At 62.4% G+C, this 14,273-nt stretch carries 15 protein-coding genes; 5 read left to right on the top strand and 10 right to left on the bottom strand.

Annotated features, from left to right (window positions below; translation table 11 throughout):
• Positions 1-67 precede the first annotated feature (67 nt).
• Both K3152_RS05835 and trxB read left to right on the top strand, forming a co-directional pair.
• Positions 68-847 carry a tyrosine-protein phosphatase gene (locus tag K3152_RS05835; RefSeq protein WP_221573194.1) on the top strand — a complete coding sequence of 260 codons (780 nt, stop codon included), beginning with the start codon at positions 68-70 and terminating at the stop codon, positions 845-847.
• Positions 848-915: 68 nt separating this feature from the next.
• On the top strand, positions 916-1,899 hold the full coding sequence (gene trxB / locus K3152_RS05830; protein ID WP_221573193.1) for a thioredoxin-disulfide reductase: 984 nt from the start codon (positions 916-918) through the stop codon (positions 1,897-1,899).
• 41 nt (positions 1,900-1,940) lie between these two features.
• Here trxB and K3152_RS05825 read toward each other — a convergent pair whose 3' ends face one another.
• The 3 genes from K3152_RS05825 to K3152_RS05815 form a co-directional block, all read right to left on the bottom strand.
• Complete coding sequence (locus K3152_RS05825; RefSeq protein ID WP_221573192.1) at positions 1,941-2,375, bottom strand: MAPEG family protein; 435 nt, start codon at positions 2,373-2,375, stop codon at positions 1,941-1,943.
• 16 nt (positions 2,376-2,391) lie between these two features.
• Positions 2,392-2,844 (bottom strand): MAPEG family protein, encoded by a 453-nt coding sequence (locus K3152_RS05820; RefSeq protein ID WP_221573191.1) that lies wholly within the window; start codon positions 2,842-2,844, stop codon positions 2,392-2,394.
• A 70-nt stretch (positions 2,845-2,914) separates the two neighbouring features.
• Positions 2,915-3,859 (bottom strand): threonine ammonia-lyase, encoded by a 945-nt coding sequence (locus tag K3152_RS05815; protein ID WP_247713242.1) that lies wholly within the window; start codon positions 3,857-3,859, stop codon positions 2,915-2,917.
• Positions 3,860-3,940: 81 nt separating this feature from the next.
• On the opposite strand from K3152_RS05815, the gene K3152_RS05810 reads away from it, so the two are divergent.
• Both K3152_RS05810 and K3152_RS05805 read left to right on the top strand, forming a co-directional pair.
• Positions 3,941-5,152 (top strand): saccharopine dehydrogenase family protein, encoded by a 1,212-nt coding sequence (locus tag K3152_RS05810; protein WP_221573189.1) that lies wholly within the window; start codon positions 3,941-3,943, stop codon positions 5,150-5,152.
• A 5-nt stretch (positions 5,153-5,157) separates the two neighbouring features.
• A complete protein-coding gene (locus K3152_RS05805) occupies positions 5,158-6,336 on the top strand; it encodes a carboxynorspermidine decarboxylase (protein ID WP_221573188.1) in 1,179 nt (392 codons plus the stop codon).
• 33 nt (positions 6,337-6,369) lie between these two features.
• Here K3152_RS05805 and K3152_RS05800 read toward each other — a convergent pair whose 3' ends face one another.
• Positions 6,370-6,963 (bottom strand): hypothetical protein, encoded by a 594-nt coding sequence (locus K3152_RS05800; RefSeq protein ID WP_221573187.1) that lies wholly within the window; start codon positions 6,961-6,963, stop codon positions 6,370-6,372.
• Between the two features lie 365 nt (positions 6,964-7,328).
• On the opposite strand from K3152_RS05800, the gene K3152_RS05795 reads away from it, so the two are divergent.
• The gene (locus K3152_RS05795) at positions 7,329-8,531 is read left to right on the top strand and encodes a type III PLP-dependent enzyme (protein ID WP_221573186.1); all 1,203 of its coding nucleotides are present in this window, start codon (positions 7,329-7,331) and stop codon (positions 8,529-8,531) included.
• A gap of 15 nt (positions 8,532-8,546) precedes the next feature.
• Here K3152_RS05795 and K3152_RS05790 read toward each other — a convergent pair whose 3' ends face one another.
• The 6 genes from K3152_RS05790 to murI all read right to left on the bottom strand — a co-directional run bounded on the left by K3152_RS05790 (position 8,547) and on the right by murI (position 14,170).
• Positions 8,547-9,656 carry a serine hydrolase domain-containing protein gene (locus K3152_RS05790; protein ID WP_221573185.1) on the bottom strand — a complete coding sequence of 370 codons (1,110 nt, stop codon included), beginning with the start codon at positions 9,654-9,656 and terminating at the stop codon, positions 8,547-8,549.
• A 104-nt stretch (positions 9,657-9,760) separates the two neighbouring features.
• The gene (locus K3152_RS05785; RefSeq protein ID WP_221573184.1) at positions 9,761-10,546 is read right to left on the bottom strand and encodes a hypothetical protein; all 786 of its coding nucleotides are present in this window, start codon (positions 10,544-10,546) and stop codon (positions 9,761-9,763) included.
• A gap of 83 nt (positions 10,547-10,629) precedes the next feature.
• Positions 10,630-11,109: a hypothetical protein gene (locus tag K3152_RS05780; protein WP_221573183.1), complete on the bottom strand. Its 480-nt coding sequence runs from the start codon at positions 11,107-11,109 to the stop codon at positions 10,630-10,632.
• A gap of 180 nt (positions 11,110-11,289) precedes the next feature.
• Positions 11,290-11,982: a nitroreductase gene (locus K3152_RS05775; protein ID WP_221573182.1), complete on the bottom strand. Its 693-nt coding sequence runs from the start codon at positions 11,980-11,982 to the stop codon at positions 11,290-11,292.
• A 61-nt stretch (positions 11,983-12,043) separates the two neighbouring features.
• On the bottom strand, positions 12,044-13,264 hold the full coding sequence (gene hemA / locus K3152_RS05770; protein WP_221573181.1) for a 5-aminolevulinate synthase: 1,221 nt from the start codon (positions 13,262-13,264) through the stop codon (positions 12,044-12,046).
• Positions 13,265-13,375: 111 nt separating this feature from the next.
• Positions 13,376-14,170 carry a glutamate racemase gene (gene murI, locus K3152_RS05765; protein WP_221573180.1) on the bottom strand — a complete coding sequence of 265 codons (795 nt, stop codon included), beginning with the start codon at positions 14,168-14,170 and terminating at the stop codon, positions 13,376-13,378.
• Positions 14,171-14,273: the final 103 nt, after the last annotated feature.

The raw sequence follows: 14,273 nt of genomic DNA, 5'->3' as shown, positions 1-14,273 counted from the left end.
TAGAAAAGACGGTTTTCCGCGCAATAGGGGCTATCCCCTAGTCTCCCGCCCTGCCACGCTCGCGCCCATGATTCGCGAACCCTTTCTCAACACCGACGGCATCCATAACTTCCGTGATTACGGCGGCTGGAAGGTCGAGGGCGGCGGCAATGTGAAGACTGGGCTGCTGTGGCGCTCGGGCCAGCATGTCGGCGCGAGCGAGGCGGATTTGCAGGCGGTGAGGGCGCTCGGCATCCGGACGGTTGTCGATTTGCGCGGTGTTTCCGAGCGCGACCGCAACCCCTGCAAGCGCCCGGAAGGTTTCGATGGCGAGGTATTCTTCTACGACGGGGAGACCAGCTCCAGCCCGCCGCACATGGATGTGGACGAGGGCACCACGACCGAGGAATTCGCCCGCCAGCGGATGCTCGGTGTTTATACCCGCATTCCGCGCAATGTGGCGATGATTTCGATGTTCGCGCAATATCTACGCCTGTTGGCGGAGCGCGATGGGCCGAGCCTCGTGCATTGCTTCGCGGGCAAGGACCGCACCGGTGTGGCGGCCATGCTGATGCTTCATGTGCTGGGTGTAAGCCGCGAGAACCAGATGGCCGAATTCCTGCGCACCAACCATGCGCCGACGCTCGAAGTGCTCGCTGCCCAATCGGTGCCGGGTATCGAACAGCGGCTGGGTCGCAAGCTCGATGACGGGGCGATCAAGGCGCTGCTCGAAGTGCGCGAGGAATATCTCGAAACCTTCTGGCAGGTGGTCGAGGAGGAGCACGGCACGCTCGATGCCTATATCGAAGGCACGTTAGGTGTGGACGAGCTGTTGAAGGAGCAGCTTCGGACGCGGTTCGTGGCGTGACTCTTGGAAGGCCAATCCCCATATAGCGGCTTCACTTCACGAAATCTGCGAATACGAGACTTAGACACATGGCTACCCATCGCACCAAGATGCTCATCATCGGCTCCGGCCCCGCGGGCTATTCCGCCGCCATTTACGGCGCGCGCGCGATGATGGAGCCGATTGTCGTGCAGGGCCTCCAGCCCGGCGGCCAGCTGACCATCACCACCGATGTCGAGAACTATCCCGGCTTTGCCGACGTCATCCAGGGCCCGTGGCTGATGGAGCAGATGCAGAAGCAGGCAGAGCACGTCGGCACGCGCATGATGTGGGATACGATTGTCGATGTCGACGTGGCGAACGGCTCGCCCTTCAAGGCTATCGGAGACAGCGGCGACGAATATATCGCCGACGTACTGGTCATCTGCACCGGGGCGCAGGCAAAGTGGCTCGGCGTTCCGGGAGAGCAGGAACTGGGCGGCAAGGGTGTCTCGGCCTGCGCGACCTGTGACGGGTTCTTCTATCGCGGCAAGAAAGTCGCGGTCATCGGCGGCGGCAACACGGCGGTCGAGGAAGCTCTGTACCTCACCAACCATTCGGACGACGTGACGCTCATCCACCGCCGCGACGAACTGCGCGCGGAGAAGATTTTGCAGGAGCGCTTGCTCAACCACCCCAAGATTTCGGTCATCTGGAACAAGACGGTCGAGAGCTTCGAGGCTGGCGACAATGGCGCGCTCCACCACCTCAACTTGCGCGACACGGTGACAGGGGAGGACAGCACGCTGGAAGCCGACGGGGCATTCGTCGCCATCGGCCACGCGCCCGCGACCGAACTGTTCAAGGGCAAGCTGCCGATGGATGATGGCGGGTATCTGCTCACCGAGGCGGGTTCGCCCAAGACCGACATTCCGGGTGTCTTCGCCGCGGGCGACGTCACCGACCACGTTTATCGCCAGGCGGTGACTGCTGCTGGCATGGGCTGCATGGCCGCCCTTGATGCCGAGCGCTTCCTCGCGAACCTAGAAATCGACGCAGACGGTCACGCCCACGCAGCCGAGGCTGCGGAGTAAACGGTCATAGCGGGGCTCGCCCCTGACGAGCCCCGACTACATTACATGTGAATGTCGAACGCCCAGATTGCGGCGTGGAAGATGAGTGCAATCAGCACGAGGCTCGACAGGGCGAAGAGCACGAAGCGCACCATCACCTTGTTCGCGGTCACCTGCACGATCGAGTGAATGATGCGCAGGCCGACGTAGATCCACGCCAGCAGCGCATTCATCCCGTCACCCCAGCCGACCATCGCCAAGAGCAGGCAGACCGCGTAGAACACGGTCGGCTGCTCGTGCAGGTGATTGTAGTTGTGGGCCTTCCACTGGACTTCGGCGGGAAGCGCCTCGTCGAGGCCCTTGGTCTTGCGGGCATCGTCGGGCTGGATGCCCGCTTTGCTCATCGCGGGGATGCGGGTGGCGTACATCCAGGCCCACATCACCATCGTCCATGCCATCAGCACCACGACGGGCTGGAGGATTTCTGCGTCAATCATCGTTTCAGCCTTTCGCTTATGCCGGGGCGAGGGAAGGGTCGAAGAACAGCGTCGCCATCACTGCGCGGAACGCGAGGATGGTCAGCGCGATGCTCGACAGGAGGAAGAACAGGAAGCGTACCTTCACCACGTTTACGGTCGCCTGGTAGACCGAGTGGATGATGCGAAGCCCGACGTAAATCCACGCCAGCAGCACGTCCCACGACCCTGCGCCCATGATGGCGAGAATGACGGCAGCCGCGTAGAAAATGGTCGGCTGTTCCATCAGATGCGCGTAGTTGTGCGCCTTCCAGTTGACGTTGTCCGGGATGACCCCTTCGAGGTCCTGTCCGCGCCCGCCGGGCTTGGCAGAGCCGACGTCGCGGCCCAGCTTCCTCATCGCCGGAAAGCGCGTGAAGGCCATCCAGTAAAGCATGATCAGAGACCACAGCACGAGCACGGCGGCCGGTGCCAGCATTTGAGCCTGCATGAAATTCCCCTCTCTTCACGACCCTGATGCCGCGAACTTGCGCAGGCCGCAATGAATAGTCAATCGCAACCTAATTTGCGGCGATGGTCTCCGCAAAACTCGCCGCTTCGGTATTGCCGCCGGTGACCATGATGACACTGTCCTCGTCGAGCGGCACCTTGCTCGCCAGCGCAGCGGCGAGGGCGGCTGCCCCGCCCGGTTCGACGACAAGATTGAGGTTCGAGAAGGCAAATCGCTGTGCTGCGCGCACCTCCTCGTCGGTCACTGTCACACCCGGTTCGGCGCGGCCCTGCAGCACGTCCAGATTGACCTGCTTGGTCGCATCGGGCTGGAGCGCGTCGCAGATGGTGGGGGGTGGGTTGTCGCCCACGCGCACGATTTCGCCAGCAGCAATTGCCTGTCCGACCATGTCCCAGCCATGCGGCTCGACCACGTGGATGGCGCTCTCGGGGCAGGCGAGGGCGAGACCCGCGGCAAGCCCGCCACCGCCGCAGCAGACCACCAGCCGCGAAGGTGCGCGTCCAAGCTGCGCGGCAATATCGACGCCGGCGCTGCCCTGTCCTTCGATGACCCACGGGTCGCCGAAGGCATGGACCAGTGTCGCACCGCGCGCCTCGACCTCGCGAGCCGCCACCTCGTCGCGGTCCTCGCCGGGGCGGTCGTAGAGCACGATTTCGGCGCCAAGCGCCCGCGTTGCTTCCAGCTTCACCTTCGGGGCATTGCGCGGCATCACGATGGCGGCATCGATACCCAGCCGCCGCGCCGCCCACGCCACGCCCTGCGCATGGTTGCCCGACGACACCGCTACCACGCCGCGCGCCTTCTCCTCGTCGGAGAGGTTCGACAGCCGCCACCAGCCGCCCCGTATCTTGAACGCGCCCACCGGTTGCAGGCTCTCCGCCTTCACGTGGAGCTGTACTCCGCCTATCTCGACCGGCAGCAGCGGCGTCGGCGGCAAGATGGCGGCAATCGACTTTGCAGCATCGAGCACGCCCTGCCGCGTCGGTTTTCTCATATCGTCCCGGACCATTTGGCTAGCCTAGTGCATTTCGCTAGAGGGCGCGCAAGATTCGAATTTACGAAAAGAGGTTTCTTCATGTCGACAGTTTTGGTCATCGGTGCAGGCGGCGTCAGCTCGGTCTGCGTTCACAAGATGGCGATGAACAAGGATATCTTCACCGATATCCATCTCGCCAGCCGCACCAGGTCCAAATGCGATGCCATCGCCGCCAGCGTGAAGACCCGCACCGGTGTCGACATTTCGACCTATGAAATCGATGCGGAAGAAGTCCCCGCGATGGTGAACCTCATTCGCAAGGTTCAGCCCAGCCTCGTCGTCAACCTCGCGCTGCCGTACCAGGACCTTCCCATCATGGACGCCTGCCTCGAAGCGGGCGTAAGCTATCTCGACACCGCGAACTACGAGCCCAAGGACGAGGCCAAGTTCGAGTACCACTGGCAGTGGGCCTATCACGACCGTTTCAAAGACGCGGGCCTGATGGCGCTCTTGGGTTCGGGTTTCGACCCGGGCGTGACCAGCGTTTTCACCATGTGGCTGAAGAAGCACAAGCTGAAGACCATCCGCCAGCTCGATATCCTCGACTGCAACGGCGGCGACCACGGCCAGGCCTTCGCCACCAATTTCAACCCGGAAATCAACATACGCGAAGTGACCGCGCCGGCTCGCCACTGGGAAAACGGCGAATTCGTCGAGACACCCGCGATGGGCAAGAAGGTCGAATTCGATTTCGAGGGCGTCGGGCCGAAGAACATGTACATGATGTATCACGAGGAGCTGGAAAGCCTCGCCAAGTTCAATCCCGAGCTTGAGCGGGCGCGTTTCTGGATGACCTTCGGCGATGAGTACATCAAGCACCTGACCGTGCTGCAGAATGTCGGCATGACGCGCATCGACCCGGTGCGGTACCAGGGCAAGGACATCATCCCGCTGCAGTTCCTCGCCGCCGTGCTACCCAAGCCCGAAACGCTGGGCGAAACGACCAAGGGCAACACCAACATCGGCGTCATCGCGACCGGCGAAGCGCTCGACGGATCGGGCGAGAAGACTTTCTATATCAACAACATTTGCAGCCACGAGGCGGCCTACGAGGAAACCGGCAACCAGGCCGTTTCCTACACCACCGGCGTGCCCGCCATGATCGGCTCGGCCATGATGGTCACGGGCAAGTGGTCGGGCGACGGTGTGTTCAACATGGAAGAAATGGACCCCGATCCCTTCATGGAAATGCTCAACAAGCACGGCCTGCCTTGGCAGGTGAAGGAAATGGACGGTCCGGTCGACTTCTGACGGTCATGGAAACCAAAGCCGGTGATCCGGGCGCTTTCGCCCATTTCGACCTGAACCGTGTCGACAGCCCCGCCTTCGTGGTGGACGCTGCGAAATTGCGCGCCAATTGCCAGGTTCTGGCGAACATCCGCGACGAGGCGAACATCAAGGTGCTCTCGGCCTTGAAGGCCTTCTCCATGTGGAGCGCCGCGCCCATCATCGGGGAATATCTCGACGGTGTCTGTACATCGGGCCTGTGGGAAGCGCGGCTGGCGAGCGAATTCTACGACGGCGAAATCAGCACCTATTGCGCGGCCTACAAGCCGGAGGAACTCGACGAGATCTGCCGCCTGTCGGACCATGTTATCTTCAATTCGCCGGGCCAGATGAGCCGCGCTGCGCTCATCCTCGACAACGCCCGTGCCAGTGGACAGGATTTCGAGGTCGGCCTGCGCATCAATCCGCAGGTGCCGACCGGCGAGGTGCCGCGCTACGACCCGTCGAGCCCCGGCAGCCGTCTCGGCTTCCCGCTCGACCAGCTGACGCCCGAAATGATGGAAGGCGTGGAGGGCATCCACTTCCACAACCTTTGCGAACAGGATCTCGAGCCGCTGCTCAAGACCTGGGACCGCGTGTTCGATGCGATCGAGCCGTGGTTCGGCCAGCTCAAGTGGATCAACATGGGTGGCGGCCACCACATCACCCGCGCCGACTACCAGCGCGAGGAACTGGTCGAATTTTTAAAGGATGCGAAGGACGACACCGGCGCAGAGATCTATCTCGAGCCGGGCGAGGCGGTGGCGCTAGATGCGGGCATCCTCGTCGGCACCATTCTCGACACCGGCTACAACGGCCTGCCCGTCGCCATCGCCGACGTCTCGGCGACCTGCCACATGCCCGACGTGATAGAGGCTCCCTATCGCCCTGCCATGCTCGGTGAGGCGCGAGACCACGAGACACCCGAAGTGCGCATCGGCGGCCCTTCCTGCCTCGCAGGGGATGTCATCGGCGATTATCGCATCGAGGGCGGGGCAGAGGTCGGCAAGCGCTTCGCCTTCCTCGACCAGGCGCATTACTCGATGGTCAAGACAAACACTTTCAATGGCGTCCAGCTGCCCAGTATCTATATGTGGGACAGCGAAACCGACCAGCTCGAGCTGGTGAAAGAGTTCGGCTATTCGACCTTTCGCGACCGGCTAAGCTGAAGCCGGCCGCGCAAGGTCGTGTGGTAGCGCGACCTAGTGATTGAATTCGGCAATGCCGAGGTTCGCGCAGCTCAGGTCGGGGTTCCACTGGGCGTACATGCCGCTGGGATTTTCCGCGTATAGCCAGATGTGAAGGTCGTAATGGGGCATGAAGCCGTGCGCCTCGTCGACCGGCGTATCAGGGTCGTCTTCCATGTAATCCCATTCCCGGCCGCGGAACTTGGGCGGGTTCTTGTTTTCCGCATGCCATGCCTCGGCAAAGACCAGCAGCTCGATGCCGACCAGTTCCTTGCCGCCGTGTCCGTCGGGAGCGTAGAGCAGGATCGCAGGCGGATTCGTGCCGGTGTAAGTCCCGGTTCCGTTGACCCTGCCATCCACGGGCGGCGTCAGGCCGAGCAATTCCGCGCTCACATAGTGGTAGCCCATTATGCCCAATTCGGGATGAGCTTCGCATCCCGACGCCTGGAAATAGCCCTGTTCTTCGGCGTAGGTGACATCCTTGAACGGCTCCAACTGCTTGGCGAGCCTGTCCAGCGATACCATCGGCTGGTCGCGCGGCGGTTCCGCCTGTGCCCCAACCGCGAAAAGCAAGGGTATCAGCGCGAGTTTCTTGAAGGTCGAATTCATCCATTCCTCCTGTTGTCGGATGACGAGATGCGACCTGTTTCTTGTCGTGTTCCTACACTTTGCCCGGGGGAGTTGGTGTGTGCAGCCCCCTTTCCGAGAAGCCGAATTCCTAACGCGGCCTCAGTAGGGTTGCTTGTAGGGAAACGCCAAATTGCAACAATATTAACCCTAAGTGCGTTTGCGACCCACCGCACAAGAGGCCCGTCGCGCCCTGTGCGAACTTGCGCAAATACGCCGCGATATTCACTTGCGTTTCATGAGTGACGATTTATATGCGCGCCTCCTGCTGCCCCAAGGGGACTTCCTAACCGCAAGGCAGCTTGTCGTTTCATGGTCCGCAAGGACTGTTTAGGGGGTCCCTTGAGTTGCAGCATTTCCCTGACGCCCGGTCCGTAGTTCGCGCGCTCGCGCCCGACGAACCCGTAATCCTCAACCGCCCGCACGCCGCTGCGCGCGCTGCCCGCTTCTTTGTCGAGAAGTTCCCGGGCAAGTCGCTTTATGCGGTCAAGGCGAATCCCTCGCCCGATCTGGTGCAGATCCTGTGGGACAACGGCGTGACGCATTACGATGTCGCTTCGATTGCCGAAGTGCGCATGGTGCGCGAGACGCTGCCGGAAGCGACGCTGTGCTTCATGCACCCCGTCAAATCGCCCGGCGCGATCCGCGAGGCCTATTTCAAGCACGGCGTGAAGACCTTCAGCCTCGATTCTTCCGAAGAGCTGCTGAAGATCGTCGAGGCTACCCGTGGCGAGGATGGCGAATACGCCACCGACCTGCGCCTTTGCGTTCGCCTGCGCGTGTCGAGCGAGCACGCCGCGCTGAGCCTTGCCTCCAAGTTCGGCTGTGACCTCACCGAAGCGCCTGCGCTGCTGCAGGAAACCCGCCAGTACGCCGATTGGCTGGGCGTGTGCTTCCACGTGGGCAGCCAGGCCATGAGCCCGTTCGCCTATGTGCAGGCGCTGGACCGCACGCGCGCCGCGATTGCCGAGGCTTCGGTGGTCATCGACATGATCGACGTCGGCGGGGGCTTTCCTAGCGTCTATCCGGGCATGGAGCCGCCGCCGCTCGAAGATTACTTCAAGATCATCCACCAGCACTTCTACGCGCTGCCCGTGGCCTACAACGCCGAGCTGTGGTGCGAACCCGGCCGTGCGCTGTGTGCCGAATACAGCAGTCTCGTGGTCAAGGTGGAAAAGCGCCGCGGCGAGGAACTCTACATCAATGACGGCGCATACGGCGCGCTGTTCGATGCTGCGCATGTGGACTGGAAATTCCCCGTCCGCGCGCTCGAAGACGACCTCATCAAGCCCGAGATGGACTTCGCCTTCTACGGCCCGACCTGTGATGATGCCGACTACATGCCGGGCCCCTTCGCCCTGCCGGAGGACATCCAGGCAGGCGACTACATCGAAATCGGCATGCTCGGCGCTTACGGCGCAGCGATGAAGACCGACTTCAACGGCTTCGGCGCTGCAGAACGCATCATCGTAACCGACGAGCCGATGGCGAGCCTTTACGACGGCAGCCGCGTGCGTCCCGAAGCCGACAATGTGGTGAACCTGCGCTAGTCGCGTCGATACACGCTATTTCCCGATATTGTCGGACAGGGTCACGAAGTATTCCTCCACCCTTTCGTCGCCGAAAAGTTCGCCGACGATACGCACCATGACGCGGTGACCCTCGGCCCCGTTTGTGAGCGCGATGACCCCGCGCCTGGCGACCGGGTCATAAATGGCGAGGCTCGCTTCGCCATGGTCGCCGCCCGAGTGCTGCATGATCTTGCGATCACCATAGTCGTGGATGAACCAGCCAAGACCCCAGCCCTCGTCAACGGGGCAAAAGTCCGGCACAGCATCGCTACCGTCGCATTGGAAGTGTTCTTGGTAGGAGTTCACGATCGTGGCCTGTTGTGCGCGTAATGCAGGCGATACGTGCTCGCCTTCGAATACCGACAGCATGAATTTGGCATATTCGCGAGGCGTCGTTCGCAGGTCGTCGCTCGCCGAAGGCTCGCGCCTGATCTTGTTGTAGACCGCCTCGCCGGCCTTGTAGGGCGCAGCCAGATGTCCCACCCATTTGCCGGCCAGGACGTAACCGGTCAGCGGCATTTCTGCCGGGTCGAATATCAACTCCTGGGCAAGGTCCTCGAAGTCGCTCCCCGTTGCTGCGACGACGGACTTCATCATCCATTCGTATCCTTCGCCGGAATATCCCGTCTTGGTGTCCGGGTCGTGCGAGAACTGGAGGATGCCGTCGGTTTGGCGGCGCCAATTCGCGAACCCGGTACGATGCCGCAGGACGATTTCAGGCGTGAGAAGGTTGATACGAGGGTCGTCGACCAGATCGTCATCGACATGATGCTGGGCCAGCGAGGTGTCGAGAGAAATGCGGCCTGCCGAAACAAGCCGAAGCACCACCTCTGCCGAGACCGGCTTGGTCAGCGAGGCAACATTATACAGCGTTTCTTCGTTAGCCGGAAAGCCCCAGCTTTGCTTGCCGTAATGTCTGACGAATGCGATTTCACCATTCTCGATGTAGGCAACGCCCACGCTGGGCACATCGTATTTAGCCAGCAACAGCGGAGCCATTGCATCGAGTTTGGCGACCTTGTCGGTCTCTTGTGTGCTGCTTGCCTGGGCCGAAAGCGGTGCGGCGGCGGCCAATGCGAGAGCGATAGTGGTCTGGATTTTCATGGAGCCTCCCTTGCGTGTGCTGCTTCACTAACACACGCTAGGGATTATCCGAGTTTGGTTCTGCCAGTTGGCGAATTTGGACGACGAGCGTCTATGAAAGAAAATTACTGTCCGAAGCGGAACAGTACTTGCGCGCCGGCGCCGATGTCGGGACTGCCGTCGGCGAGGCCGGTGTAGGCGTAACCCTGCAAGCGCAGCGCATCGCTGAGCTTGTGCGTCGCCGAACCGGTCAGTTCGCTGCGATTGGGTGCGGTCGGCAGCGAACCGTCACGCCAGTCGTAGTCGAGGCCCCAGGTGGTGTCGCCGGTGACATAGAACAGGCTCGCGCCGCCCAGCCACACGTCGTCGAGCGCAAATTCGTCGCTCTCGCCGTTGAAGCGGCGGCCTGCACGCACCGCGGCACTGACATCGCCGAAGACCTGCATCAGTTCGCCCTGCAGCGTGAAATCGGTCGTGCCCGTGCCGAGCGACTTTTCGGTCGAGGCCGTGGGCAGTTTCACCTTGCCCGTGACATCGAAATAGGTCGCGTCCGACAGACCGAAGGAATAGGTGGCCGCCGCGACGATATCGCCGAGCCCCGAGCGTGACTCGGTGCCAATCAGATCTTCCCCGCCGCCGCCGCGACCCGGGCCGCGCACGCCGCCGTCACCGGGGATGACGCCCGAGGGGCCATCGACGCTCACCCAAGGGATCGAAACCCGCAGGCTGAGGTCGCCCGTCTTCACCTTGGCCGAGACGGGTAGGGCCAGCATGGTCGTATCGACCTCTTCACCATAGTCGCCGCTGGAATAGTCGGCACCCACGCCGATCTGGACGTAGTCATCGGCCATCGCGGCCTGGGGCAAGGCGAGGGCGCATAAGGCTGCGGCGCCGCTTAGCAAACGGGTCATTGTCTTCACTCCTGAACGTGAAGGCGCGCCGCCCGGAGCTCCCCTTTGCAGGGCAGCCGGACGACGCGCTTGATTATGTGTGATTAGCCGCCGCGGCCGGGACGTTCCGGCTTTTCCGGACGTTCGGGCTTCTCGGGGCGTTCGGGCTTCGCCGGACGTTCGGGCTTTTCCGGACGGTCGGCACGAGCCACGCGTTCAGCCTTCTCATGCGTCACGACGGCGCGTTCGCCTTCGGCCTTGGTGATAGTGTGGCGGTTGCCCGAAGGCGTTTCGACCGTCTGCACCCAGCCGCCGGTTTCGACGGTTTCGTAAGTCGGGTTGCCGTCTGCATCGAGGACAGCTTCGCCATTCTCGTCGACGACAGCGACTTCCTCGGTGATGGCTTCGCGCGTGACGATAGCGCCGTTCGATTCGACGACTTCGACTTCGGTCTCGGTGTCTTCCACTTCGACTTCAGCGTCGCTGCCAGCATCGCCGGCATCGCCATCCTGCGCCAGCAGCGCGGGCGCCGCGAGTGCGAGGCCGAAAGCCGCCGGAATGGCGACCACATTCAATTTCTTCATTTGCTAACCCTCCATCGAGCCATGACGCGCCCTAGCTGCGCGTCACTGGCTGCCTGCCCCATGGGTCTTAATTTCGGCCCAAGAGGCAAGGTTAGTTCGACGGGACGATTGCGCCATGCGGCCAGTGGAAAACCGCGTTTCTCCGAGGGTAACGAAAGTTAATTTGGAGTTTCCGACCGCTCAATCGAAGCCCACGAAGCGGGCCGCTTCATCGACCTTGCGCCGTGTGATTTTCACCGGATTGGCCGGGAAGTCCTCGTCGGGCCAGCCCATCGCCACGGCTTTCATGATAACCTGGTCGTCGGGGATGGCGGCATGCTCGCGCACAACGGGCGATTGCATGATGCCTTGCGAATTGATGACGCAGCCAAGGCCCCGGCTCCACGCCGCATTGACCAGCGCAGTGGTGACAGCGCCGCAGTCGAACGGTGTGTCGTCGCTGTCGGACAGTTCCTTGTCGTAGGTGATGATGATGCACACCGGCGCGTCGAATTGGCGGAAGCCGCGCAGGACCCAGTCCTGGCGTTTCTCCTTGTCGTCGCGTTCGATACCCATCGCCTCGAACAGCTGGACAGCGCAGCCGATCTGGCGTTCGCGGTGCTTGCCCGAGAACGGCTGCCCGCGCCGAAACTCGCGGCTATCAGGCTCGCCTGCGAGGATGCGCTCGGTATTGCCCTTGCGAATGCGGTCGAGCGGTTCGCCGGTAATGACATGGAAATAATAGGGCTGGGTGTTCATCGAGGAAGGCGAACGCATGGCAAGCGCCAGCACTTCCTCGATAAGTTCGCGCGGGACAGGCTTGTCGAGATAGCCGCGGATGGAGCGGCGTCCTTGGACTACTTCTGCGAATGTCTGGTCGGGGTTGCCGCTCATGTCCTCTCCTTTGCGCAGGAGAGGTAGCGCAGAGACGCAGCCCTGCAAAATCCCTTACGGCTCAGGCCGCCTCGCGCAGTTCCATGTCCATGCGGTCCCAGATTTCGACCAGCGCGGCGACCAGTTCGTCCATCATCTCGCCCGTGTGGGCGGGGCCGGGGGTGAAGCGCAAGCGCTCGGTACCGCGGGGGACGGTGGGGAAGTTGATGGGCTGCACGTAGACGCCGTATTCGGCGAGCAGGATGTCGCTGATCTTCTTCGCCCGAACCGGGTCGCCGACCATCAGCGGGACGATGTGCGTCGTGCTATCCATTACGGGAAGGCCAGCGGCGCGCATCTTCTCTTTCAGCGCGGCTGCGGCGGCCTGCTGGGCGTCGCGTTCCTCGCTCGAGGCTTTGAGATGCTTCACGGCCGCCAGCACGCCTGCCACCAGCACGGGGCTGAGCGAGGTGGTGAAAATGAAGCCCGGGGCATAGCTGCGGATGCAATCGATGACGCGCGTGTCGGCCGCGATATAGCCGCCCATCACGCCGAACGCCTTGCCCAGCGTGCCTTCGATGATGTCGATGCGGTGCGCGGCTTCGTCACGTTCGGAAATGCCGCCGCCGTGCTCGCCGTACATGCCGACCGCGTGGACCTCGTCGATATAGGTCAGCGCGTTGTATTTCTCGGCAAGGTCGCAGATCGCGTGGATGGGGGCGACATCGCCGTCCATCGAATAGACGCTCTCGAAGGCGATGAGCTTGGGGGTGTCCGCGTCCTCTGCTGCCAGCAGTTCCTCGAGATGTTCGAGGTCGTTGTGACGGAAGACGCGCTTCTCGCAGCCCGAATTGCGGATGCCGGCAATCATGCTGGCGTGGTTCAGTTCGTCCGAGAAAATGACGCAGCCCGGAAGGAGCTTGGCGAGCGTCGACAGCGTCGCGTCGTTCGAGACATAGCCGCTGGTGAATAGCAGCGCGCCGTCCTTGCCGTGGAGTTCGGCCAGCTCGCGTTCCAGTTCTACGTGCAGGTGGGTGTTGCCGCCGATATTGCGCGTGCCGCCGGAACCTGCGCCGACATCGTGCAGCGCGTTTTCCATCGCTTCGATGACCTTGGGATGCTGGCCCATGGCGAGATAGTCGTTCGAGCACCAGACGGTAATCGGCTTGGGGCCGTTGTGGCCGTGGAAGCAACGCGCGTTGGGGAAGGCGCCCTTGTTGCGCATGATGTCGATGAACACGCGGTAGCGGCCCTCCGCATGGAGGCGTCCGATGGCTTCGTCGAAGATCTGGTCGTAGTTCACGTGGGGGCTACCCGCCGGATTGCGCCGCCCGTCCGCGGCTGAATATGCCGCCCACATAAGGAAATGCGCCCCGGTTTTCTACCGCGATCTTTGCGAACGATTCGCAAGTTTTCAAAAGCGTTTGAGGCTCTTGATGCCGTGCTGTTCGAAGGCCGGGGCAAGGCGGCGGAAGTCTTCGAGTTCGCCGGTGGTCACCGCAAAGCTGCGCGACCAGAAGGCAAAGCTATCGCCTTCGAGCAGGTGCGCGATGCGCCGCGCAATGCCTTTCGAACCGTCGACGAAAGTGACGTCCTTGCCGAAAGCTTCCTGTAATTCGTCCTGGAGCAGTGGGAAGTGGGTGCAGGCGAGGACGACGGTGTCGAGGTTCTCTCCGCCAGCCTGGAGGATGAGGCCCGATGCTGCCTTGGCCACCTCGTCCACACTGACGGACTCGCCGCGCAGCTTTTTCTCACCCAGCGCGACCAGCCCGTTGGCGCCGTAGCGCAGCAGTTTCTTGCCGGTCGCGAATTCGCGCTGGAGGTCGTCGACATAGCCCTGCCTGACGGTCGCCTCGGTGCCGAGGAGGCCGATGGTGCCCGTCTTCGTCATCTGCGCGGCGGGCTTGATGGCGGGGACGGTACCGACAATCGGGGTTTCCAGCACCTCGCGCACCATGCCCAGCGCAATCGTGCTGGCAGTGTTGCAGGCGATGCAGATGAGGCGCGGGTTGTAGCGTTCGGCCATCCGCCCGAGCAGGCCCGCGACGCGCGCCGCCACTTCGGCCTCGCTCTTCGAGCCGTAGGGCAGGCCAGCCATGTCGGCAGCGTAAATCACCGGCGCCTTGGGCATGAGCTTGCGCAATTCGGCCAGCACGGTGAGCCCGCCGACGCCGGAGTCGAACAGCAATATCGGGGAAGATGTGTTCAAACTGGACCTTCCGTTTGCCCTCGGCTTGTCGAAGGGCGGTATTTCACTTTAAGGCTGTTGCTAGAAGAAAGTGCAGGGCTTCGACAAGCGTGGCCCGAACGGA

The sequence above is a fragment of the Qipengyuania polymorpha genome (assembly GCF_019711435.1).
Lineage (GTDB): Bacteria > Pseudomonadota > Alphaproteobacteria > Sphingomonadales > Sphingomonadaceae > Qipengyuania > Qipengyuania polymorpha.
Note: the sequence above shows the minus strand (reverse complement) of the source record. Positions and strands in the feature narration are given on the sequence as shown.

Bases quoted from the DNA above. Each gene is read 5' to 3' on its own strand.
- K3152_RS05780 (WP_221573183.1), bottom strand. From the start codon at position 11,109: ATGAAGAAATTGAATGTGGTCGCCATTCCGGCGGCTTTCGGCCTCGCA.
- K3152_RS05805 (WP_221573188.1), top strand. From the start codon at position 5,158: ATGGAAACCAAAGCCGGTGATCCGGGCGCTTTCGCCCATTTCGACCTG.
- K3152_RS05825 (WP_221573192.1), bottom strand. From the start codon at position 2,375: ATGATTGACGCAGAAATCCTCCAGCCCGTCGTGGTGCTGATGGCATGG.
- K3152_RS05790 (WP_221573185.1), bottom strand. From the start codon at position 9,656: ATGAAAATCCAGACCACTATCGCTCTCGCATTGGCCGCCGCCGCACCG.
- trxB (WP_221573193.1), top strand. From the start codon at position 916: ATGGCTACCCATCGCACCAAGATGCTCATCATCGGCTCCGGCCCCGCG.
- K3152_RS05785 (WP_221573184.1), bottom strand. From the start codon at position 10,546: ATGACCCGTTTGCTAAGCGGCGCCGCAGCCTTATGCGCCCTCGCCTTG.
- K3152_RS05835 (WP_221573194.1), top strand. From the start codon at position 68: ATGATTCGCGAACCCTTTCTCAACACCGACGGCATCCATAACTTCCGT.
- K3152_RS05815 (WP_247713242.1), bottom strand. From the start codon at position 3,859: ATGAGAAAACCGACGCGGCAGGGCGTGCTCGATGCTGCAAAGTCGATT.
- K3152_RS05810 (WP_221573189.1), top strand. From the start codon at position 3,941: ATGTCGACAGTTTTGGTCATCGGTGCAGGCGGCGTCAGCTCGGTCTGC.
- K3152_RS05775 (WP_221573182.1), bottom strand. From the start codon at position 11,982: ATGAGCGGCAACCCCGACCAGACATTCGCAGAAGTAGTCCAAGGACGC.
- K3152_RS05820 (WP_221573191.1), bottom strand. From the start codon at position 2,844: ATGCAGGCTCAAATGCTGGCACCGGCCGCCGTGCTCGTGCTGTGGTCT.
- K3152_RS05800 (WP_221573187.1), bottom strand. From the start codon at position 6,963: ATGAATTCGACCTTCAAGAAACTCGCGCTGATACCCTTGCTTTTCGCG.